The sequence below is a fragment of the Psychrobacter sp. Pi2-1 genome, from assembly GCF_904846645.1.
Classification (GTDB): domain Bacteria; phylum Pseudomonadota; class Gammaproteobacteria; order Pseudomonadales; family Moraxellaceae; genus Psychrobacter.
In genome coordinates this window covers 57,419-79,798 of sequence record NZ_CAJHBO010000006.1, presented here as the reverse complement: position 1 = coordinate 79,798, position 22,380 = coordinate 57,419, and the positions used below count along the sequence as shown (strand labels likewise).

Genomic DNA, 22,380 nt, shown 5'->3' with positions numbered 1-22,380 from the left:
CGGTTTTTCACAAAACTATTAGGTAAATGCTCATTTCAACTATGCTAAAAAATAAAAATAGGACCTAAAAAGATCCTATTTTATTTAAGTACTGTTTTTATTTAGATACTATTAATTCAAACGCTATTAATTTAAATGCTGTTTATCTACATACTATATAAAGTCATTAACAGCGGTTAATAGATAACCATCAATGCTATATTTTAACAGTTTTTATGTCTTATAGCCCAGCGATTTTGCTTTCGCCGTCTTCACGATCTAGGCCAAATGCCGTGTGCAATGACTTAACGGCTTTTTCTAGGTGTTGATCTTGAATCAGAACCGACACCTTGATTTCGCTGGTTGAAATCATTTGGATATTGATATTGTTTTCAGCCAGTGTTTGGAACATAAGACTAGCGACACCTGCGTGTGAACGCATGCCAACACCAACCAATGATACTTTGACGACTTCACTGTTGCCTAGTATTTCTTTGGCGCCAATTTCATCTTTTACTTCTTCGTTAAGTACTTTTAGCGTCTTATCTAAATCAGTGCGGTTAACTGTGAAAGTAAAGTCAGTGGTACCGTTATCCGAAAGGTTTTGTACAATCATATCGATTTCGATATTGGCACGACCAATTGGGCTTAAGATAGCAGAGGCGATGCCAGGATGGTCAGGCACGCCGCGTACTAAGATTTTTGCTTCGTCTCTGTTGAACGCGATACCTGAGATGATTGCCTGTTCCATATTGTCTCCTTCGTCTATCGTAATTAGGGTACCCACGTTGTCTTGAAATTCTTGGTCAAAGCTACCGTCTGTGTTTTCATCAAAGCTAGAAAGTACACGCAGCGGCACGCCATATTTACCAGCGAATTCTACTGAGCGAATTTGTAGAATCTTGGAGCCAAGACTGGCCATTTCAAGCATTTCTTCAAACGTAATTTTTTCAAGTTTTTTGGCTTTTGAGGTCACGCGAGGGTCAGTGGTATAGACACCATCGACATCGGTATAAATTTGACACTCGTCAGCGCCCAAGGCCGCAGCAATCGCCACACCTGTGGTATCAGAACCACCGCGTCCTAATGTGGTCGCGTTGCCTTCTTCGTCGATACCTTGGAAACCTGCCACAATAACGATATTGCCAGCATCTAATTGCTCACGTATGTTTTTGTCATCGATGCTTTCGATACGGGCTTTGTTATGGGCGTTGTCGGTCTTAATCGCGACCTGGCGACCAGTCATTGAACGGGCACCAATACCAAGCTCTTTAATCGCCATAGCGAGGAGTGAGATAGAAACCTGCTCACCTGTTGAGACCATCTGATCGTATTCGCGAGGATCAGGCTGCGTGCTAATTTGGCGAGCTAGATCAATCAAACGGTTAGTTTCGCCGCTCATGGCTGAGACCACGACGACCACTTGATGACCATTGTCATGCCAGCGTTTGACTCGTTTGGCGACGTTTTTGATGCGGTCGATACTGCCCATCGAGGTGCCGCCGTATTTCTGTACTATTAACGCCATAAAAATCTACCTATTTATTCAATAATGACTTTTTATTGTCATTGATGAGAGTCAATGTGATGCTCGTCAATGCTTGTATAGATAAAGCCAGATGATAAGAGTTATGCTTTTAGGTCTTTCATTCTTCTAATGGTATCTATCAACCTTATGGAATGAACAATATGCCCAAACGTTGACCTTTATACCATATCTACCGCATAACTTTAAGCCTCAGGAGCGCTTAGATGTATGGCGATTGGTTATAGTAGTTATAACCAATCACGTATTCTATGCGTAGTAGAGTAAAGCTATGCGATAAATATAAGATACATTGTGGAGCGCTACACCAATATATTCGCTAGCTTAATATTCACTAGCTTAGCTAAGCTGGGTTTCAATCCAACCAGGTAGAGCGCTGATAACCGCTGCACTGTTACCAGATTTCGGTGCACCGCCCTGCGCGTAGTCAGGCTTGCCGCCACCTTTACCACCAAGCTCACCTGCCAAATGACGAATAATATCACCAGCCTTCACTTTGGCAGTGACAGATTTTGCGACGCTCGCTGCGAGTGCTAATTGGTCATCTTTATCACCAATCAATACAATCACGCTATCAGGCAGTTTTGATTTGATATCGTCCATCAGCGTACGGATAGATTTACCATCGATACCGCTTAAGGTGCTGATAAGAACCGGGGTACCTGCGATCGTTTGTACCTCATCAAGCAAATTGGCTGCTTGAGCACTGGCGATTTTTTGCTCTAAGCGCTCTAGTTGTTTTTCTAGGTCACGTTGCTTATCAGCCATCGTACGGACACGCTGCGCTACTTCAGGGCGTTTTACTTTTAGCTGACTTGCCAATTCGCTCAGTTGTTGCTCGCTTTGCTGGATGTTTTTGACCGCATTCATGCCAGTGACAGCTTCAACTCGGCGGATACCAGCCGCAATACCAGACTCACTGGTGATTTTTAGCACACCGATATCGCCCGTACGCTGTACATGCAAGCCACCACATAGCTCGATAGAGAAAGGCTTGCGCTGACCATCAACGATACGGTCTGTACCCATGGTTAGTACTCGAACGTCACTGCCGTACTTTTCACCAAACAGTGCCATAGCGCCTTGGTTCATCGCCTCATCAATCGACATGTGCTCGATACGGGCAGGGGTGTTGGCTTGAATTTGCTCATTAACGAGACGTTCGACACGCATGATTTCAGCGGCGCTGACAGGTTTGTCATAAGCAAAGTCAAAACGTAGTACTTCGCTTGAGACTAGTGAGCCTTTTTGCGTGACTGCGTCGCCTAGCACTTCTCTTAGCGCTGCATGCAATAGGTGAGTGGCTGAGTGGTTTTTGGCACTGGCTGCACGAATGCTAGACAGTACTTGCGCTTCAGCGGTTTGCTTAGTGCTGATATCACCCATGGTCACGACACCATAATGGATAATCGCTTGACCAGATTTTTTGGTATCTTGTACTTCAAAAACGCCCGATGCCGTACGGATTTCACCAAGCTCACCAACTTGACCACCACCTTCAGCATAAAATGGGGTGCGATCCAATACCACAACGCCTTCCATGCCTTCTGTTAAGCTGTCTGCTGGGTTGCCGTCTTGATAAAGCGCGTCAATAGTCACGCCTTCTTCTTCAAGCTGCTCATAGCCGATAAAGGTCGTTGGCGTTTCTACTTGGATGACACTGCTGTAATCGACGTCAAACTTGCCAGCATCACGCGCACGCTCACGTTGTGCCTGCATATGCTCATCAAATTCGGCTTCATCAATAGCAATACCACGCTCACGAGTGATATCGGCGGTCAAATCAAGTGGGAAACCATAGGTATCATAAAGCTTAAAGGCGGCTTCACCAGATAGCGTATCGCCATCTTGTAAGCCTTCAAGTTCGCTGGCGAGTAAACGTAAGCCTTGAGCCAATGTTTTAGCAAACTGTGCTTCTTCTTTTTGAATAGCACTCTCGATGACGCTCTGCTTGTCTTGTAGCTCAGGATAGGCACTGCCCATTTCAGCGACGAGTGGCGCAACCATTTTATAGAAAAACTCACTATCAGCGCCAAGCTTGTTGCCATGACGTACCGCACGACGAATGACACGGCGCAATACATAGCCGCGACCTTCATTACTTGGCGTGACACCATCAGCAATCAAAAACGCCACGGCACGAATATGGTCGGCGATGACTTTCAATGATGATTGTTGCTCGTTGCTGATCTCGAGGATTTCAGCTGCTGCATCCATTAAATAGACGAACAAATCGATCTCGTAATTACCATGAACGCCTTGCATGATGGCACTAATACGCTCAAGCCCCATGCCTGTATCGACGCTAGGTGCAGGAAGTGGTAAAAGTGTACCGTCTTTTTGGCGATTGAACTGCATGAATACGCAGTTCCAAATCTCAATATAGCGATCGCCGTCTTCTTCTGGGGTACCTGGCAAACCGCCTTCGATATCGGCGCCATGGTCATAAAAGACTTCGGTGCAAGGACCACAAGGACCAGTGTCGCCCATCGTCCAAAAGTTGTCAGAAGCGTAAGGAGCACCTTTGTTATCACCAATACGAATGATGCGCTCACTCGGGATGCCGATGTTTTTATTCCAAATCTCAAAGGCTTCGTCATCAGTTTCATAGATAGTGACATAAAGACGATTTTTATCAATCGCTAACCACTTATCTGAGGTTAAAAACTCCCAGATATACTCGATGCCTGCTTGCTTGAAATAATCACCAAATGAGAAGTTGCCAAGCATTTCAAAGAACGTATGATGACGGGCGGTATAGCCGACATTATCCAAATCATTATGTTTGCCGCCAGCACGTACGCACTTTTGCGAGGTTACCGCACGTGTATAGTCACGTGGTTCCATACCCAAAAAGGTTTCTTTAAACTGATTCATACCGGCATTGGTAAATAGCAATGTCGGATCATTGTGCGGAATCAAGCTAGACGATGAAACTTGGGTGTGCTGCTTGCTTATGAAAAAATCGATAAAGGCTTGGCGAATATCGGCTGAGCGAAATGGCTGGCTCACAGCGGCTCCTTACTGACGGATAGAATTGAGTAAATGACATAAAATAATTTTGCAAGCGATTTTAGCACAAACGCCCAAGCTCTTGGTACAAGAGTTATAACTACTAGGTTATTATACGTGTGCTAGTCATTGTCTAATTTGTAGAGTATGCAGACTAATTGGTCAAAATTGCCGCATCCGTTTCATCCAATTTGTCTTGTGTGGTTGGATTAGACTCGATTACTTGCACAGGCAAATAGCGTAGTTGAAGCTTGATTGGCAAGTATTCTGGGAAATTCTCTGCCATATCATTAGTGATGAGCGTTTCAATCTGGCGTACGTCATATGAGCTCGGTAAAGTCTCTCCACGCACGATTGCCCGCACCACTTGGTTTTCTTCTGAGGTATCAAACTGCGTATTGGTCAATACATTACCTTGATCGATAAAGTAGTTGTTGATCGCTTCTTTTACACTACTTTCAAATACTTGCTGCTTGGCATTGGTTTGTAGATTGATAGTCAAGTAGGCACCTAAGCCACCAAGTAGCAACAATGTCACGGCGTTACGCTGCAAAAAAGTCAGATAGGTATTGGACTTGTAATCGTCATCGACCAAACGACGGAAGCCTAATACCCACAATACAAGCGCATTGGTAAACTGGATAGCAAGAATGTTGGTCGCTGCCAATAATAGCGCACCAAGACCAAGCTGCATCTCGCCATTAGCGAGCAAGATACCACTAGCAGCCAGTGGTGGTACCAAGGCTGTGGCAACCGCAACACCAACAACAGCAACCGAGAGATGCGGGGATACCATCGCGTACGCGCCAGCCGTACCGCCAGCTAAGGCAATCATCAGATCCATGGAAGTAGGCTGGGTACGTGATAGGATTTCTGCCGTTAGCGGTTGATCCTTATGTAGCCAACCAACGATAAAGCCTACCAATACCACCAATGAGACACCGATAATAACGGTAAAAAGCGACTTACGTAGCAAGGGCATACGGTGATCGATAATTGCTAGTGCTATACCCGTGATAGGGCCTAGCATCATCGCAACCAACATCGCTCCGATGACCACGGCTGCTGAATTGGTAACTAGCCCATAACTGGCAATGATGGCAGATAAGATGTTCATGATGAAGTACATCTTGCTAGGCAGCGCGTTCGCCTCAATCCTAACTCGTACTTCTGGGTAATCTACTTTTTGATTGCTAAATTGTTCGGCGACAAACTGCTTATAAGACTCAAGTTTGGCTTCTTTTTCCTCTTGAACCTCATCCTCGTCACTTTCATCTTGAGACTTTTGAGTATCGCTATCTTCTACATCAGTTTCTTTACTTTGGCTTTTATCTTCTGAGTCACTATTTTGATGATCATTATTGCGACTAGATGCATTTCTGATCTTTTGTTGATTTGCTGTTTTGTTATCTAATGATTGTGCTGCGATGTTTGTGTCATCAGCAGGGTCATCAGCAGAGTCGTCTTCTGCTTCTAACGTTACTTCAGCATCACTATCATTTTGAGTATTTTTTTCTGTTGTTTCCGCCGTATCCGACTGAAAGAAATCGGACTTTTCTTTCGCTTCTATAGTTTCTGCAATCTCTGATGCTTCAGTATTTGACTGTGACTCAGGTTCTGTCGACTCCAATGTTGCCACGACCACATCGTCACTGATGGTTTCCATGGTTATTTCGGCGTCAGGCGGCTGCGCGCATTCAGTGTCTACTTCGGAGTCTATTTCGTCATCTGTATCAGTCGATTGCTTGTGCTGATTGTCTTCGCTTTCATCATTGTCTACAGCGGCATCATCAACTACTGGGTCAATTGTCGCGTCTTGATTGTGAGAGGCGTCAGTAGTGGCTAATGAATCGTTTTGATCCACTGAGTTAGGCGCAGTGTTTTTTTCAGATGAGGACATAGCAGATGGCGTTCTTAGTAGAGAAAGAAAGTCATTATTGTAATGATAAATAGATAAAGATATAGGAGATTCTTGAAAATTATAAAAAAGAGTAGAGAGGAGATGGAAGTAAGAACTGATGTTTCTTATGATTAAGTCGAAAACCTTAATAATAGCATGGTTTTTATTCTAAAGTCATTCGATATAGATGCTACAAGGGTTCACGATAAATACTTACTTTTTTTGTGGAATTAAGGTTAAATATATTATATCCACAATAAAGATAAGGAATAATTTATGAACTGGCCATTATTTTCTGTCATCTACTCAATGACAGCCACCGTGACTATCGGGCTTTTTATGATTGGTGCTCTCATTACAGGGTTCGATGAGATATTTCATATTCAAATAGCGGTTGGATTGGGTGTTTTGGCTTCCATACCTGCAGGGTTATTCTTTACCAAAAAAATTGGCAGTATTACTGGGAATGAGGAAAGCTATAAGACATAAAGGCGAACAGTAAAACATAAAGACAAGCAGTGTTATCGATGTGAAGTGGAACCGCCTATCAGCAAACAAAAAAGACCTCAATATTGAGGTCTTTTTTATCATTAAAAATATCTGCTAACTAGCATCGAAGCTACATTTAATAAGGTTCTATTTATTGAAGTTCGACAACTGCGCCATTCTCAATATTGGCATAAACTTCTAACACATCCCAGTTGGTCAAACGAACACAACCTGCTGAGCCTTGACGGCTGATACCTTCAGGTACTGGTGAGCCATGTAAACCGTAAGATGGCTTAGATAATCCCATCCAAACGACACCGACTGGGTTGTTTGGTCCTGGTGCTATCATATGAACTTTCTTTTGAGCGCCTTCACCAACGGTTGATTTATACCAAGGCATCTTCACTTTATTGATAATTTTGAACGTGCCTTTTGGAGATGGTGTGGCATCGCTACCAACGGTCGTCGGATAAGTAGCAACCAATTTGTCACCATTATAGGCATACAATGTTTTATCGGCTTTATTAGCAACTACGCGATTAATACGTTGGTTCAGCTTGTCACGAGTATTTAGCACTGTGATAGTCTCGCCAACAGCATACTTTTTATTTTTGTTGAGTTTGTCTAAGTAACGTACATCCATATGGAAACGTTCACCTAGCATCTCTTTGATATCTTGATAATAAAGACCTTTCATTTTTGACTTCGCTTCTGAACCAGAAGGGGTAGTCGCAAAATTGGTATTGATATCGTCTGCGGTCAACGTATAAGTGACCAATACAGGTTTGTTCGCAGGGATATTTTTAACCAAAGCATCCCAAGTTTTTTGGTCCATTTTACCAGTCGCTGGCAAGCCTTTCATGGTTTGGAAGTTAACAAGGGCTTTTTTGCTGTTCATGCCCCAACCGCCATCAATAGGACCAGGAGAAGCATGATTCCAATCGAGCAGCGCTTGTATTTTGATCGTCATCGCTGAATTGACTTTCATATTAGGTGACCAGACAGCACCGTTCACTTGCTTAGCATAGTTCGATAAGTTCAGCGTTGTATGCTTCTTACCATCTTTATCTTCGATATTTTTGATGGTTGGATCATCACTGAAATCTTGACGCTTCTCACTCTCTGGTAACTCAAAAGCGAGTGGATCAGACGAGTCGATAGATGATAGGTCGCTAGGCGCCGCAACGGCTTGACCTTCACTAATGTCATCGTTACGGTCAGCTTGCTCATCTTTACGCGTCAGTTCTGCTGCACTCATATTGTCAGCAGCTGGGGCTGGCACGTTTTGGTTGGCTTCTTGCTTATTATTGATAAGCTGGTTCATGCTGTCGACTGGTTTCGCTTTCTCTGTATTTAACTGTACAGTAGCAGCGCCATCTGAGCGACTACGATTCTCTTGCACATTAAGGCTAACCTTTTTGGCAAGACCTGGCATAGCGTCAGCCGTGCGTACTGGCAATGTGCGAGTACTATCAGCAGGTGCAGCAAGTGCGGCTACACTAGCACTTACAGCTGCGATAGATATGGCAGTAATAATTGGCTTTATTTTCATCATATTGAGTCACTTGTGGTTGCTACTAATGCGGCTATTATGCGCATAATTTGATTGCATCGCAAACTTTTGACACATCTTTTTGCATTTAAGACTTGCCAAACGTCAACTGCTGACGTATTCGCTACAGTTGGGTAATAATTTAACCAAGGTGTGTATGGCGTCGTGCTCGATTCTTACGCAAACTGTTCATTATTCGCACTATTTTTTGTGCAAGTAAAAATGACAGTTATTGGCGCTACTAGAGGTTTACGTCTATAATGTATGACTGAATTTTATTTAATATAACGATTTTTAGCAAAAAGCAATTTAACCCGCTAGCAGTTAATCCACAAGGTGCGATATGTCAGAAGACCAAACAATGAGTGCAGAAGAGTTTCAAAACCAATACTTCAACGATGAGTCTGAAGGCTTAGACGGTGAGATGGAGTATGATTTAGAGACTGGACTTCTTGGTGAGCACGATGAATTTGCTAACTTACATGCAGAGCTGAATGAAGCACGCGAGCAGCTGGTGAGTATTCGCGACTTTATTCGTTTTTCCGTCACTCAATTGCGTAACTATGATGTGGTTGTCGCACAAGGCACGACCGATGAGTTTGCAGAAGCCTCAGCCATCGTATTGCATTCGTTGTCTTTAGATTGGTCAGCCAATGAGCAAATTTTAGACTGCCGTTTGACCACGTCAGAGAAGCAGGCAGTACTCGGATTATTAGAAGAGCGTATTGCTGAACGTAAGCCGCTGAGCTATCTGATTAACTTGTCTTACTTCTGTGATTTGCCTTTTTATGTGGATGAGCGTGTCCTTATCCCTCGTTCACCGATAGCGGAGTTGATTCGTCAGCAGTTCCATCCGTATTTTGATGTGACTGAGCTCGCCAAGCCACTGGGTGTCAGCCCGAATGAAAAGTCAGCAGTATTTTATGACCATGGGTTAGATGTGAAGCAATTGTCGCAGCCTGAGCGTATCTTAGACTTATGTACTGGCTCTGGTTGTATCGCAATCGCGCTTGCCACCCGTTTCGTTGATGCATTGGTCGATGCCGTTGATATCGATAAAGGTGCACTAGAAGTGGCAATGGTCAACGTCGATCATCATGACCTTGGCCATCAAGTAAACGTAATTGAGTCTGATCTGTTTGCCAAGATACCAGCTGAGAATCAATATGAGCTTATCGTCACCAATCCGCCGTATGTCGATGCTGCTATCATGGCAGATTTGCCGCCTGAGTTCTTATATGAGCCTGAGCATGCATTAGCCGCGGGTCAAGACGGCTTGGATTTGGTACATCGTATTTTATTTGAAGCGCCAGATTACCTTAGCCCAGATGGTTTGCTGGTCTGTGAAGTGGGTGACAGCGAATGGGCATTAAAACAAGCCTATCCTGAGATTCAATTTGATTGGTTGAAGTTTGCACATGGCGGGCATGGTGTCTTTGCCATTACCTATGATGAGCTAGTCTCAAATCGTCAATTGTTTGCCTCTTATGTTCAGCTATTAGATAGCCTTCAATAGATAAATATTAGCTTGAATGGGCCTCGGCTACACTAGCCGAAACTATAAGCAACAATACAATCACTCATGACAAGCAATACAAACAATAATTATGAGTAATTGGTCAAATAGTCATCAGTAGCGTTTACTTGTTTAAGGACAGTTATGGCAGGCAATAGTATTGGGCAGGTTTTTACGGTCACCACTTGCGGTGAGTCACATGGTGCAGGCCTTATGGCGATCGTTGATGGCGTACCACCAGGTTTAGCATTATCTGCAGACGACCTACAAGTAGATTTGGATCGTCGCAAACCAGGAACGTCTAAGTATTCAACCCAGCGCCGTGAGTCTGATGAAGTTGAGATTATCTCTGGCGTATTTGAAGGAAAAACCACGGGGACGTCTATCGGTCTATTGATTCGTAATACCAATCAAAAATCAAAAGATTATAGCGATATTAAAGATACTTTCCGTCCAGGACACGCTGACTATACTTATAGTATGAAATATGGTTTCCGTGATTATCGTGGTGGTGGTCGCTCGTCAGCGCGCGAGACGGCTATGCGAGTGGCTGCTGGCGCTATTGCTAAGAAGTACTTGCAAGAACGGCTGGGCGTACAAATTCGTGGTCATGTGACTCAGATTGGTAACGAGCATAGTAACGTTCTAGATCCGAGTCAAATTGACTGGGAGTTTGTAAATAGCAATCCGTTCTTCTGCGCAGACAAAGAAACGATTGGCCGGTTTGAAACCTTGATTGATAACCTGCGCCGTGAAGGCACTAGCTGTGGTGCGCGCCTTGATATTATTGCGAGCGGTGTGCCAGTAGGCTTAGGTGAGCCAGTATTTGATCGTTTAGATGCAGATATCGCTCATGCGATGATGAGTATCAATGCGGTTAAAGGGGTCGAGATTGGTGATGGGATGGCGGTAGCAGGTCAATTCGGACATAGTGCTCGTGATGAGCTGACGCCAGATGGGTTTGCAGCCAACCATGCTGGTGGTGTCTTGGGCGGGATCTCATCAGGCCAAGATATCCGTGTGAGTATTGCTTTAAAACCAACCTCTAGCATTACCACTGCTGGCAAGAGTATTAACACTCAAGGTGAAGCAGTCGATATGTTAACCAAGGGTCGTCATGATCCTTGCGTTGGTGTGCGTGCTACGCCTATTGCCGAAGCGATGCTAGCGATTGTAGTGCTTGATCATTATCTGCGTCACCGTGGTCAAAACGCTGATGTGAAGCCGCCAGTACAATCGATTACTTAGTATTTTTGTCGTAGAGTAATCAGCCCTTTGTTGTTTCCAGTAGTTTAATACTAGAAATGATAAAGGGCTTTTTTATGTCCAAATAAAATACAGGGGTTACCTAAATACAATCAGTGTATTGAGATATCTGAATATTAGGCTGCCAGTTGATATTCATCGATAGCCACACACTGCTGATGTCGAAATACCAATAACAACCGCTGACTAGGAATCGCTAGCCAATGACCAAACTCAATACTATCAACGCCTTGGCTCGTTAATGTCTGTGCACAGTAATGACGGCTAAAGCCGATTAGGTTATTGATAATAGGGTTATCCGTTAATTGATGTGACATGAAATTTCTACTCCTAATTTACTTTACGAATTTGACGGTTCAACAGATCCTAGTGCTATCGTAAAACAATGAAGTAGAAATCCTGTGTAGTCATGATGGAAAGTTGATGAACTATTATATAGTCATTCCACTATAAAAGTATTACAGCGTTAACCTCGCTTGAAGTATCACATATACATCTGCACTCGGTTGCCTTGTACTACTCTTAAATTGAATCGACTATAAGTTATTATTCTCAAGCTAAGGGCAGGGTAATACTAACCATCACACCAGAACGCTGATTTTTACCAGTATCAGTTTTATCAGCGCCCATTTTATTATCATTAGCATGGACATTATCAATAGTTACCTGGCCGCCATGGTGCTCAATGACTTGCTTCACTAAGGTGAGTCCAAGACCAGTACCTTTTTTGAGAATACTATCGGACTGTTTGGATTCAGTTTTCTGATGTGCTGAACCTGTATCTAGCGCATAGGTTGTACTCTGATTTTTCACTTGGTGAACAGACTGACTTTGATGAGATAGGCTAAAATAACGCTCAAAAGCTTTTTCAATAGCATAATCAGGCAATAGCTTACCATCATTAAATATATCGATGATTACCGTTCGCGCTGTGCTATGCAAGTAAATCTCAACCATGTTATCAGCGAAATGAATGGCATTATCAAGCACATTTTGCAGTACCTGTATTAACCAAAATTGGTCAGCATACACGCTGGTTGATGCCAATATTTCTGCTGGCAAGTTTGCAATGTTGGTCACATTCTTATTATCAATATATATATCGATAGGGTATAGATTCTGCTGTTGCTGCTTGGCTGCATTATCTCTGATCAAACTTTGCAATAATGGTAATAGGGAAGTCAGTTGTCGATTGAGCTTAAAGGTAGGCTGTTCTACTTTAGCCAGCAACAGAAGTCGGTCGATGAGCTGTTGCATTTTTACGCTTTGCTCACCTACCGTCTCAATGAGCATCTGCCGATCTTCATTATCCAGTTTATTGCCATCTAGTCCATCGTCCTCTAACAGCTCACTACTGGCGCGTATGGCGGTTAAGGGACTTTTTAACTCGTGAGTGAGCGTATGAACATAATCAGTGACATAAGCACGATTCTCTAGTCGATGTTTCATAGTCTCGATGGTATCTGTCAGGCTGTTTAGCTCATGACCCAGATAAAAATAGGGCTTTTTAGTGTCTTCTGCCAGCGCGCTAGTATATTGAGTCACCAAGGTAATGCTCTGCTTAAGCCACCATGCTACTAGACCTGCCAGTATAAGGGCAGCGATGCTGATAAGTAGTGCGGTGATAAGCATACGGTTACGTGTGTCGTCCAAATAAGGTAATACGCTGGCGACAGGTTTGCCGACGCTGACCACGCCGATAATCTCGCCAGACATATTCTTTATTGGCTGCGCCACATACATGACCGAGCCATCACGCTGTTGGCCATCTCGCAGCGTACTTCTTGCGCCGTACTGACCTCTTAATGTGAGATAGACATCATTCCAGCGCCCATAGTTTTGCCCTTCATTATTGTCAGGTTTGGGTAGCGAGTCATAAATGACCCTGCCGCTACTGTCTGTTACATATACCCGAAAGCTGCTATAGCTTTTGGCTTGATAGTCGGGACCTAAATTATCGTTAATCGCTGGTATGCCCACGAAGGCCGCATCAAGTTGCGCTTGATAAGCCTCATCGTATAGTTGTCCTGTAGATAATGGCATCTGGAGACTGGCCGCGAGTAACTTACTGGTGTCTAGTAGCGTGTCTTCGATGACTTGCTGCGCGGTTGGCTTGACGTAGCCAAACAACTGAGTAAACACGACCACGCCGCATATGATGAGTACCAAAGCGACTGCAAGCCAAATCCTAAAAAATATACTTAAATTGAGCAGTCGTTTGCGTTTAGGGGCTTGCTGCACAGTACCAATGGGATGCAGTTTGGCATACCAATTGCTTTGGTCGTTATGAATATCGCTCTCAGCATTATTGGCATTATGATTCATAAATTAGCAGCCATCATTAAGCGGGACATAAGGCGTAACCCAATCCACGATGCGTATGAATGACTTCAATACTCGTATCAACGGTCGCAAGTTGCTTACGAATTGACTTGATATGGCTGTCTATCGTGCGTGCTAAGCGGTGGTCAGGATAGTCACTAACTGCGTTAAGCAGCTGCTCACGGCTAAAGACTTGATTCGGTGCTTGTAATAAGGTGAGCAAAATTTTGCGCTCAGTATTACTAAGCTCCAGCTTTTGATCTTGCCATTTTAAGGAATAATTAAGCGGCTGATAGTGCCAGACACCAGATTGGTTTTCAAACGTTAACGCTTGTCCTGATAGATTATTCGAGGAAGCAATATCAGTACTATCATTTGAGTTTGTGGTATGAGAGCCTGACTGTTGAATCAGCTGCTCACGTCGCCAAATGGCTTTTAAACGCGCGACCAGTTCACGTGGACTAAAGGGTTTGGCACAATAATCATCACCGCCCATCTCCAACCCCAAAATCCGATCGACCTCATCGCTACGCGCGGTCAAAAATACAATGGGTAAGTCTTTTAAGGCATCGATATCAGGTGTATGACGTATTTGTTGGCACAGACTTAAACCATCGCCATCTGGCAGACCGACATCCATAATGATCGCCGATAAATTTTGTGCTTCATGACTATGCAGCATGGGTAACACGCTACTGGCATTATCTAACCATGTCATATTCCAGCCTTCACGCTTGCAAGTCACTTTGAGTGACATGGCAATAGCAGGATCATCTTCTACCAGTAAAATATGGGTCATAGTCTCTATATCGTTTTATAAGCTTAGTAAATTATCGTAGCACAAAAGCGTGGGTTGCTCTGGCTGCCACGAGTTAAATGGTGTGAAAAGTTAATGGAAAAGGGAGGTGCTAAGTAAACAGTTTATGATGTTACTCCCTTAATGCATTCAACAAAAAAGGCCAGCTCAATGAACAAGCTGACCTTGATAATAAAGATTAAGCGTGATTGTCTATTAACAGATTAAGCGAAAACCTATTTAAGACCTTTACAGTTGGCATAGTAACTCACTGTAGCAGGCCAGTCCGAAAAAATACCCTGAACACCAACGTCTTGTGCTAGTACGTCAATATAATTCATCATGTCACCATCATTATTGATGGCATCGTCAAGACCGCTATAGTACCAATCGCCACCATCGGTTAATGGTCCTGAACGCTCTATCGACCAGGTAATGATTTTTAGACCATTGGCTTTGGCTTGTTTTGCGTATTCTGATGGTTGCATATTTCCCTTATCATCAGTAGTGACTAATAGCCAAAGTGCTGGTGCAATGGTGTTGATACCACGTGCTTTGATATCAGCCAATGAGTGTTTCCAAGTGGCTGCGTCATCTTTATCAAATGTTTTATCGTCAGCGGTCTCGTTGCTGTCATCTATAAGATAGACGGCATTAGCGCCATAATCGGGCTCATTTTTGATCCAGTAATCAAGATCTTCTATATTAAATGACTGGGCAAATACATCACTTGCAGGCACGCCCGCTGCCTTATAAGTATCTATCAGCTGTTGGCGGTAATCGTCTAAACGATAGCCGTTAAACGGCATGGTCACGGCTGGTGCTTTTAACTCAGGCGTGTGCTTCATACCTAGCTTACGAGCCAATGCGATATGCTCTTTTAACGTCATCACCTTACCGTTTTGTGAATACAAATCCGTTCGCCAAGGTGCAGTCGCATTCATATACTCGCTAATACTGGTTGCTTTTTTATTGGCAGCATCCATCTTACCCGTCAAGGTTTTAAATTGAGCGGCACTGATATCTGAGGTACGGCATTCGATACTATCGGCATTGGTCAGTTTGCCTTTAGCATCCAATATGGGCGGTACAGTGCATTGGTTGGCGAGCGGCGTGGCTAATATATTAGTAGTGGTATGCAAATCGTTCTGGGCATGACGACAGACAAGCTCACCGTCATTGGTAAAAGCGACATCACATTCTAAGATGCCGGCCCCCATTTGTGCTGACGCCACGTAGCTATCATAGGTATGTTCAGGCAGTTGTAATGGCGCACCTCGATGGGCAATAGAGAAGTCTGTTTTACTTGGCAGTTGCCCTTTGCACGCCTGTAACTCTTCTTTTAGGGGTCCCTCATCCATATCATTGATCAGATACAATGGACGCACGCCGTAGGTATATGCGAGAGGTGAGGACAGTTGTGGCTGTGATTGCGGTTGCGCTGTCGATAAAGGGGCTTTTGATGTGAGCATTGAGCGGCTATCAGTAGTACAGCCTACTATCAATAATGAGCTGATCAGTGTTAAAGGTAAGGTGAGATGAATCTTATTAACTTTAGCTAGGGTTTGCTTACTCAGCTCAAGCGCTGATTTATTAGAAATTGTCATGTAAAATGTTCCTGCAAAATTATAAAAAATCCCATCGGACGTAGGGATAGGAATTAAAAAATTAACGTTTGATTATTGGCTGCTATTTGCTAAAAAAAACTAAAGGTCATGACGTGCTTGATGGTCACATTTTGGTTATTGCCCGTTTGGTGCCTCACTATTGACCATATTCTCAAACTAACAGATGATATTGACCATATAATGACACACACATTATTTTGGCAAAAAATATAGAAATGCTTAAGGCATATCTCACTACATTATTAAGGATAACTATGAGTAACTATTTAGACGCAGTCGTCGTTGAGCACAATCCCTCTCAAAAAAAGATAGATCGCGCAGTGATTTGGCTACATGGCTTAGGTGCTAGCGGTCATGATTTTGAGCCAGTTGTACCGCAGCTTGGGTTGGCTGATGATATGGCAGTACGTTTTGTCTTCCCACATGCACCTAAACGCCCAGTCACAGTAAATGGCGGCATGGTGATGCCAGCATGGTACGACATCATAGAGATGAGTCTAGAGCGAAAAGTAGATGTGGCTCAGATTGAAGAGTCTGCTCAGCAGATACAAGATTTGATCAGTCGTGAGATAGAGCGCGGCGTGTTACCAGAGCATATCGTTATCGCAGGATTTTCGCAGGGCGGGGCAGTTGCGTATCATGTGGCACTTGGCTATCCAAAACGTTTGGCTGGCTTGATGACGCTCTCTACCTACTTAGCAACCAATGACAATATTGAGTATAGTGCTGCCAATAAAGATATGCCGATTTTGATTGAGCATGGTTCTCATGATCCAGTTGTGCCTGTCATCCTAGGTGAGCAAGCCCAGCAGTTATTGTCGGCAAAGGACTATAATGTGTCTTACAATACGTATCCGATGGCACATCAAGTCTGTATGCCGCAGATTCAAAACATTGGTCAGTGGTTAAATACCGTTTTGGCCTAACTCATTAAGCTGTAACGTAATGTAATGCAAGTCTACTATAGGTTGAAAACTTGCCTGATTTTCCTATATAATAAGCGACCTTATTGGGGATGTTCTGGCTTCGACGCTGGTGATGAAACTCAATGATGCATGTCGAGAGTGTATGTCCTCTCGTTAATCAAACATATATTGTTATAGTCGCAAACGACGAAACTTACGCTCTAGCAGCTTAAACCCTGCTTACTTAGTTGCTGATCACCTACAGTTGGTTAACTAAGTTGAAGCGTCCGCATGTAGGCTCGCCACAAGGGATTGTCTCAATCGCTTGGGTTCAAAAGTAGAGAATCGTCCAATCCATCCTGACTGTCGGATCGGTGCGGATTAAATTTAAAGACAGAAACTAAACATGTAGATTCATGAGCGTAATGCTGGCGGACGCGGGTTCAACTCCCGCCATCTCCACCAAATATTAAAAATCCGATCACTTAGGTGGTCGGATTTTTTTTGTTTAAATTTTATGGTTAATTAAACGAGTCATGATGCTAATGAATTTTTGATGAGAATATAAAAAATATTTATATAGAGTAATCATCAAGTCTTTGAAGTTGAATCACAATTTTTTGTTGTCTATGGAGAACATAATATTAACTTGTCTTAAAGAATAATTCTGATTATTCTTAGTTGAGGCCTATTTTTCGCATCAGGCGATGCAATAGCAAGAATAAGCGGACTTTCAAATAACTACAGGGAATGTATTATGTTAGGAAAAATGATGTATCAGCCATTGCTGATCAGTGGTCTAATCGAACACGCTGCCCGTTATCATGGCGATACGGCGGTTTTGTCCAAAGAAGTCGACGGACAGATGACTCATACCAATTGGCGCACTGTCTCAGACAACTCAAAACGATTGGCCAATGCGTTGTCTGCACTGGGACTTAAATCATCAGAACGCATAGCAACTTTGGCTTGGAATAATCGTCGTCATTTAGAAGCTTGGTATGCGATTTCAGGCAGTGGCATGGTTTGCCATACTATCAATCCACGTTTGTTCCCCGAGCAGCTTAGCTACATTATCAATGACGCTGATGATCGAGTACTGTTTTTTGATACTACTTTCCTACCGCTAATTATGGCAATCAAAGAGCATATAAAAGGTGTTGAACACTTCATTTGTCTAAGTGATCGAGATGATAGTATTGTCGAAAAACTACCTAATGTACTGTTCTTTGATGAGCTATTAGCAGAAAACTCGACTGACTTTGACTGGCCTCAATTCGATGAAGCAACAGCCAGCTCTTTATGCTACACATCCGGAACTACCGGTAACCCTAAAGGGATTTTATATACGCATCGCTCTTCTGTGCTACATGCGATGGCATTGTGCATGCCTGATGTCTCCGCTCTCTCTGCACAAGATGTTTTGTTACCCGTGGTACCGATGTTCCATGTCAATGCGTGGGGCACACCTTACGCGGCTGCCTTGACTGGTTGCTCTCTCATACTTCCTGGTCCAAATCTCGATGGTGATAGTCTGGTATCTCTTATCGATGATTGTCATGTCACAGTTGCTCTAGGGGTTCCAACAATTTGGCAAAGTCTATTGACCGCTGCCAAAGCCAGAGGTAGCAAGCTGGATAGCATGACGCGTACTATTGTCGGAGGGGCCGCATGTCCACCATCGGTAATCAAAACGTTTAGAGAAGATTTTAATTGTGATGCGGTGCATGGTTGGGGCATGACAGAAACCAGCCCACTTGGAACGATGAATCAAATAAAAGCCAAGCATAAATCGCTGAGTAAAGATGAGATTAATGAGTTGCGTAACTCTCAAGGTCGTCCACCCTACGGCGTTCAGCTACGTCTCATAGATACTGACGAGCCGCTACAGCAAGTTGAAGAAGATGGTATGTCTCAAGGTCGTCTACAGATCAAAGGACACTGGATCATCAACGATTATTACACAGAAAATCCTGATGCGATAACTGAAGACGGTTGGTTCGACACAGGGGATATCGCAACCATTGATGCCGATGGCTATATGAATATTCGGGATCGCTCAAAAGATTTGATTAAATCTGGTGGTGAGTGGATATCGTCAGTAGAGCTAGAGAACATTGCAGTCGCCCATCCGCAGATAAGAATGGCAGCCGCTATTGCTGCAAAGCATAAAAAATGGAGCGAACGTCCAGTACTAATTGTGGTGAAGGAGCCAGATTCAGAAATCGATGAGTCGCAAGTACTGAGCTTTTACGAAGGTAAAATTGCCAGCTGGCAAATACCCGATAAGGTCATATTTGTAGATAATATCGTACTAAATGGCGCTGGGAAAATGGTCAAAAAAGACCTGCGTGATGACTATGGCAACGTATTGTTAAATAGCTGATTTGGCTGTTAAAAACAAAAATTGATGATGCTACCTGCAAAACCAAGTTTGTAATCTAGTTAGATTTCTCTAAGAATAGTGGTATAGAGCGTTCGAGATGCTCGTCATCTATATCACTTGTCATTATTATCATAAATGAGCACTGAGAGGTTAATGTACATCAGATGCATGGATTGGAGTAGATAGATCAGGACAGTATAGAACGCCAGATACAACAAAGCCCCTGATATCAGGGGCTTTGTTGTTCTATAAGATAGTATAGGACTATGTAATGGTACCCGGAGCCGGAACGGTGTATAGTAATTAAGTTGTTGATATTAAATGAAAAATTATTTTTAATAAATTTAGGTGTACACCATAGTGTACATAGAGTGCTGATTTCAAAATCTTGGATCAAAGATGAATGTTCAATAAGTGTATTGTACCTTGATTTTATGCAAGCTAGAAGACTTACCCCTATTTTGAGTTATAACTTATGGTAGCTGTCTGTATTGACATTACTTGCATCTTCAATTTGTTTTCCATAATTTTCTTCAGGAAGAAATGTTTGTAGTGAAATAGCTTCCTGTTTGGGTGTAAGGGTGACAGTCGGTAGTTTCTCATTATCGCATACTGACGTAATAGGAGAGTCTGTATTATACGAGCGACTCGGCTCCTCTTTATAGTCATTCAACATGTTGCCTTTTGGAATTGACTTATCTTCCTTTTGCGAGCTAGAAGGCTGCGTTTGAGGAATGCTATCGAAAAAAGCATCTTGATTAGGAAAGGATGAGTTTAGTTGAATTTCTTGATTTCGTGTCTGATTATAAGCTAAACCAACCAAATCATTTAAGATATCTTGTTGTGTCTTGCCATGACTCTTAGCAAGATATCTTAGGTTCTCTTTATTTTGTTTCGTCAGCTCTAAGCCAGTCTGTTTAAGTTTCTTAGCCCTATCACGAGAATTTTTCGAGTTACAAGCATCTTTTACTTTCTTTATAAACTCTTCTCTTGTTTGCTCATCACCTTTGCCATTTAATTGCGCAAGATTGTTGCTACCCCATAGTTTCTCAAAATTCCAGTAATCAAGAACCGCTAGAATGTAATTCGACTTATCGCTTGTTGAATCAAAGCTAATGTCTTGGGTGTATTTCAATATAGATATGATCGGTATCTTATCTTTTATATAGTTATACGCATGCTCTACATTTTTATTGTCACGTAAAAACGCTACCGATCTTTTATCTATTCTTGATTGCATGTAAATTTTTTCTAGTCTTTTAAAAGACTCTATGCTATCTAGTTTTCTTTGTTTATAAACTGGACCTATAAAATTTATAGCATTTTTCCTTATAACTATGTTTGAATTGTATATCAAGTCATGTAAAAAATTTCTAATATCAATTTTATTACTGATTGGAGGCATGCTGTTTGTAAATCTATTACAAACTATTTTTAACCATAGCGAAGCTCTGTCATCTTTGTAAAACCAACCGACGTACTCAAAAGGGGTCAAAATGCGTGGAGTATTCTTCAGCAGAGCTTCGATCTCTCTTTTACTTTTACCTGAGTTCTCCAGTAACTCAATCAAGATATCTTTATAAAATTTAGGTTCTCTAGACACTGGATATTTAAACCCTTCATAACTCATTCTATAGTTATATATATGCCAGTAAGTTTCATATTCATTGGAACACTTAACTATTTTTCCTATTGTTGAATGATTATCATTATAATCTACAGTTGGTTGCATCATTGTCTCTTCATCATGAGTTAAATTATATCATCAGTATTACATCATAAAACCGTCATTTTATCGTTAGTATGGATGTATGTTATACCAGCAAATATATACTATAAAACCATCTATCACTAGAGATTTTAGAAATATTCTATCAGCTAACTCCATCCTCGTCATCTTTGTTAAAACACAGTGATTTGCTGTATTGTATTTTTCATAAACCTAAGCGTGGCTTGCATAAAACTGCGATCTGTATACCCTCAAATTGTTGGTACTATAATATAACTCACATTAAGTACTACTTAACTAAGGCGGATGCTATCCGCACTGAACAGTAAAAAAATATACAGCCCTATGAATATATGTAGCACCCATTCAACTTTATATTCATAGGAAAACAAGCCATGATCTATTCACCTGTTAATCAGTCTCAACTTATCTCTAACGTCGACAGACTGGTTAGAGATGTACTGTTCGGTACGATTATTTTTCAACATATCAAAAGTCAGTTGAACGAGTTCTATTACTCGTTCATGATCAGCCTTAATTCTGAAGACAGATACTCAAAACCCATCCAAGCATTTATAGAAACCACCAATATGATTATTGGTAACGATTATCCTTACAATGTCTTTTGGGATGGTGAAAAAACAGAGCAGTTTATTAATTTACTGTCAAGCTGTGAAAAGGGGATTAAGAAGGATTATAGTGCGTGGCGTTATCAAAGTAATCAAAACTGCAAAAGCTTAGAGTCTAATATCAGAAGCCTGATTTTAAATTACCCAAGATTGTTGTTTGTCAGAGTAGATTTAAAATACATCCAAGAACTTAGCCATCACATTACCATTCGTGATTTTGATTTTCATATGAAAAAATTAAGAGACGCCATTCATAATGGCGATACTTGTTTTACGCATTTGCTTAGCCATGCTTGGTCATTAGAACAGGGTGAAGACAATGGTGGATTTCACTGTCATCTACTATTGATCTTTGATGGTTCAAAACATTACAAGGACAGTTATTTGGCTGATCAAGTTGGACAAAAATGGCAAGCTATTACTGAAGGCGTTGGCTACTGCTTTATCTTAAACACTAAAGAATATAAGGAAGGTCTTGCACGCTACGGCAAACTTGGTATCGGGATGATCCATCGTAACAACATGCAAGAAGTTGAGAATGCGGTTGAAGCTGCCTTGTATTTAACCCGTCCTGATAAGCGTGATGGTAGCTATCAACGTCTTAAGGTGTCTGTACCCAATATGAATACCTTTGGGCAAAGCATGCCTTCTAGCTAGGTCAATGGTCAATACACCTAAAACGCGTGGGCGTATCTCATAGCAAAATAATTACAGATATATAGTAT

Annotated in this window: 15 protein-coding genes and 1 other RNA gene; 7 read left to right on the top strand and 9 right to left on the bottom strand. The window is 42.3% G+C overall.

The genetic code is table 11. From position 1 onward, the window contains the following. Window positions 1–220 precede the first annotated feature (220 nt). From JMX91_RS05265 to JMX91_RS05255, 3 genes are all read right to left on the bottom strand, one after another. On the bottom strand, window positions 221–1,507 hold the full coding sequence (locus JMX91_RS05265) for an aspartate kinase (protein ID WP_057759246.1): 1,287 nt from the start codon (window positions 1,505–1,507) through the stop codon (window positions 221–223). A gap of 357 nt (window positions 1,508–1,864) precedes the next feature. Beyond that, complete coding sequence (alaS, locus tag JMX91_RS05260) at window positions 1,865–4,537, bottom strand: alanine--tRNA ligase (protein ID WP_201548018.1); 2,673 nt, start codon at window positions 4,535–4,537, stop codon at window positions 1,865–1,867. A 154-nt stretch (window positions 4,538–4,691) separates the two neighbouring features. After that, complete coding sequence (locus JMX91_RS05255; RefSeq protein ID WP_201548017.1) at window positions 4,692–6,437, bottom strand: TIGR00341 family protein; 1,746 nt, start codon at window positions 6,435–6,437, stop codon at window positions 4,692–4,694. Between the two features lie 276 nt (window positions 6,438–6,713). Between JMX91_RS05255 and JMX91_RS05250 the strand changes: the two genes are divergently transcribed. Then, on the top strand, window positions 6,714–6,926 hold the full coding sequence (locus JMX91_RS05250; protein WP_201548016.1) for a hypothetical protein: 213 nt from the start codon (window positions 6,714–6,716) through the stop codon (window positions 6,924–6,926). 151 nt (window positions 6,927–7,077) lie between these two features. Here JMX91_RS05250 and JMX91_RS05245 read toward each other — a convergent pair whose 3' ends face one another. After that, the gene (locus JMX91_RS05245; RefSeq protein ID WP_201548015.1) at window positions 7,078–8,481 is read right to left on the bottom strand and encodes a L,D-transpeptidase family protein; all 1,404 of its coding nucleotides are present in this window, start codon (window positions 8,479–8,481) and stop codon (window positions 7,078–7,080) included. A 340-nt stretch (window positions 8,482–8,821) separates the two neighbouring features. On the opposite strand from JMX91_RS05245, the gene prmB reads away from it, so the two are divergent. Beyond that, on the top strand, window positions 8,822–9,994 hold the full coding sequence (gene prmB / locus JMX91_RS05240; protein WP_201548014.1) for a 50S ribosomal protein L3 N(5)-glutamine methyltransferase: 1,173 nt from the start codon (window positions 8,822–8,824) through the stop codon (window positions 9,992–9,994). A gap of 144 nt (window positions 9,995–10,138) precedes the next feature. Further along, window positions 10,139–11,242, top strand: a complete 1,104-nt coding sequence (gene aroC / locus JMX91_RS05235; RefSeq protein WP_201548013.1) for a chorismate synthase — start codon at window positions 10,139–10,141, stop codon at window positions 11,240–11,242. A gap of 134 nt (window positions 11,243–11,376) precedes the next feature. On the opposite strand, the gene JMX91_RS05230 is transcribed toward aroC, so the two are convergent. The 4 genes from JMX91_RS05230 to JMX91_RS05215 all read right to left on the bottom strand — a co-directional run bounded on the left by JMX91_RS05230 (window position 11,377) and on the right by JMX91_RS05215 (window position 15,985). Next, the gene (locus JMX91_RS05230; RefSeq protein WP_201548012.1) at window positions 11,377–11,577 is read right to left on the bottom strand and encodes a hypothetical protein; all 201 of its coding nucleotides are present in this window, start codon (window positions 11,575–11,577) and stop codon (window positions 11,377–11,379) included. 235 nt (window positions 11,578–11,812) lie between these two features. Next, on the bottom strand, window positions 11,813–13,585 hold the full coding sequence (creC, locus tag JMX91_RS05225; RefSeq protein WP_201548011.1) for a two-component system sensor histidine kinase CreC: 1,773 nt from the start codon (window positions 13,583–13,585) through the stop codon (window positions 11,813–11,815). A gap of 16 nt (window positions 13,586–13,601) precedes the next feature. Next, window positions 13,602–14,381 (bottom strand): response regulator, encoded by a 780-nt coding sequence (locus tag JMX91_RS05220; protein ID WP_201548010.1) that lies wholly within the window; start codon window positions 14,379–14,381, stop codon window positions 13,602–13,604. A 233-nt stretch (window positions 14,382–14,614) separates the two neighbouring features. Next, window positions 14,615–15,985: a glycerophosphodiester phosphodiesterase family protein gene (locus JMX91_RS05215; protein ID WP_201548009.1), complete on the bottom strand. Its 1,371-nt coding sequence runs from the start codon at window positions 15,983–15,985 to the stop codon at window positions 14,615–14,617. 275 nt (window positions 15,986–16,260) lie between these two features. On the opposite strand from JMX91_RS05215, the gene JMX91_RS05210 reads away from it, so the two are divergent. From JMX91_RS05210 to JMX91_RS05200, 3 genes are all read left to right on the top strand, one after another. Next, window positions 16,261–16,932, top strand: coding sequence for an alpha/beta hydrolase (locus JMX91_RS05210; protein WP_201548008.1), 672 nt, complete (start codon window positions 16,261–16,263; stop codon window positions 16,930–16,932). Window positions 16,933–17,017: 85 nt separating this feature from the next. Then, window positions 17,018–17,376: a transfer-messenger RNA gene (gene ssrA / locus JMX91_RS05205) on the top strand. A gap of 292 nt (window positions 17,377–17,668) precedes the next feature. Further along, on the top strand, window positions 17,669–19,297 hold the full coding sequence (locus tag JMX91_RS05200) for a long-chain-fatty-acid--CoA ligase (RefSeq protein WP_201548007.1): 1,629 nt from the start codon (window positions 17,669–17,671) through the stop codon (window positions 19,295–19,297). Window positions 19,298–19,763: 466 nt separating this feature from the next. Here the strand turns inward: JMX91_RS05200 and JMX91_RS05195 are convergent, their stop codons facing one another. Further along, window positions 19,764–21,032, bottom strand: a complete 1,269-nt coding sequence (locus JMX91_RS05195) for a hypothetical protein (RefSeq protein ID WP_201548006.1) — start codon at window positions 21,030–21,032, stop codon at window positions 19,764–19,766. Between the two features lie 389 nt (window positions 21,033–21,421). Between JMX91_RS05195 and JMX91_RS05190 the strand changes: the two genes are divergently transcribed. Continuing rightward, complete coding sequence (locus tag JMX91_RS05190; RefSeq protein ID WP_201548005.1) at window positions 21,422–22,312, top strand: inovirus-type Gp2 protein; 891 nt, start codon at window positions 21,422–21,424, stop codon at window positions 22,310–22,312. Window positions 22,313–22,380 lie beyond the last annotated feature (68 nt).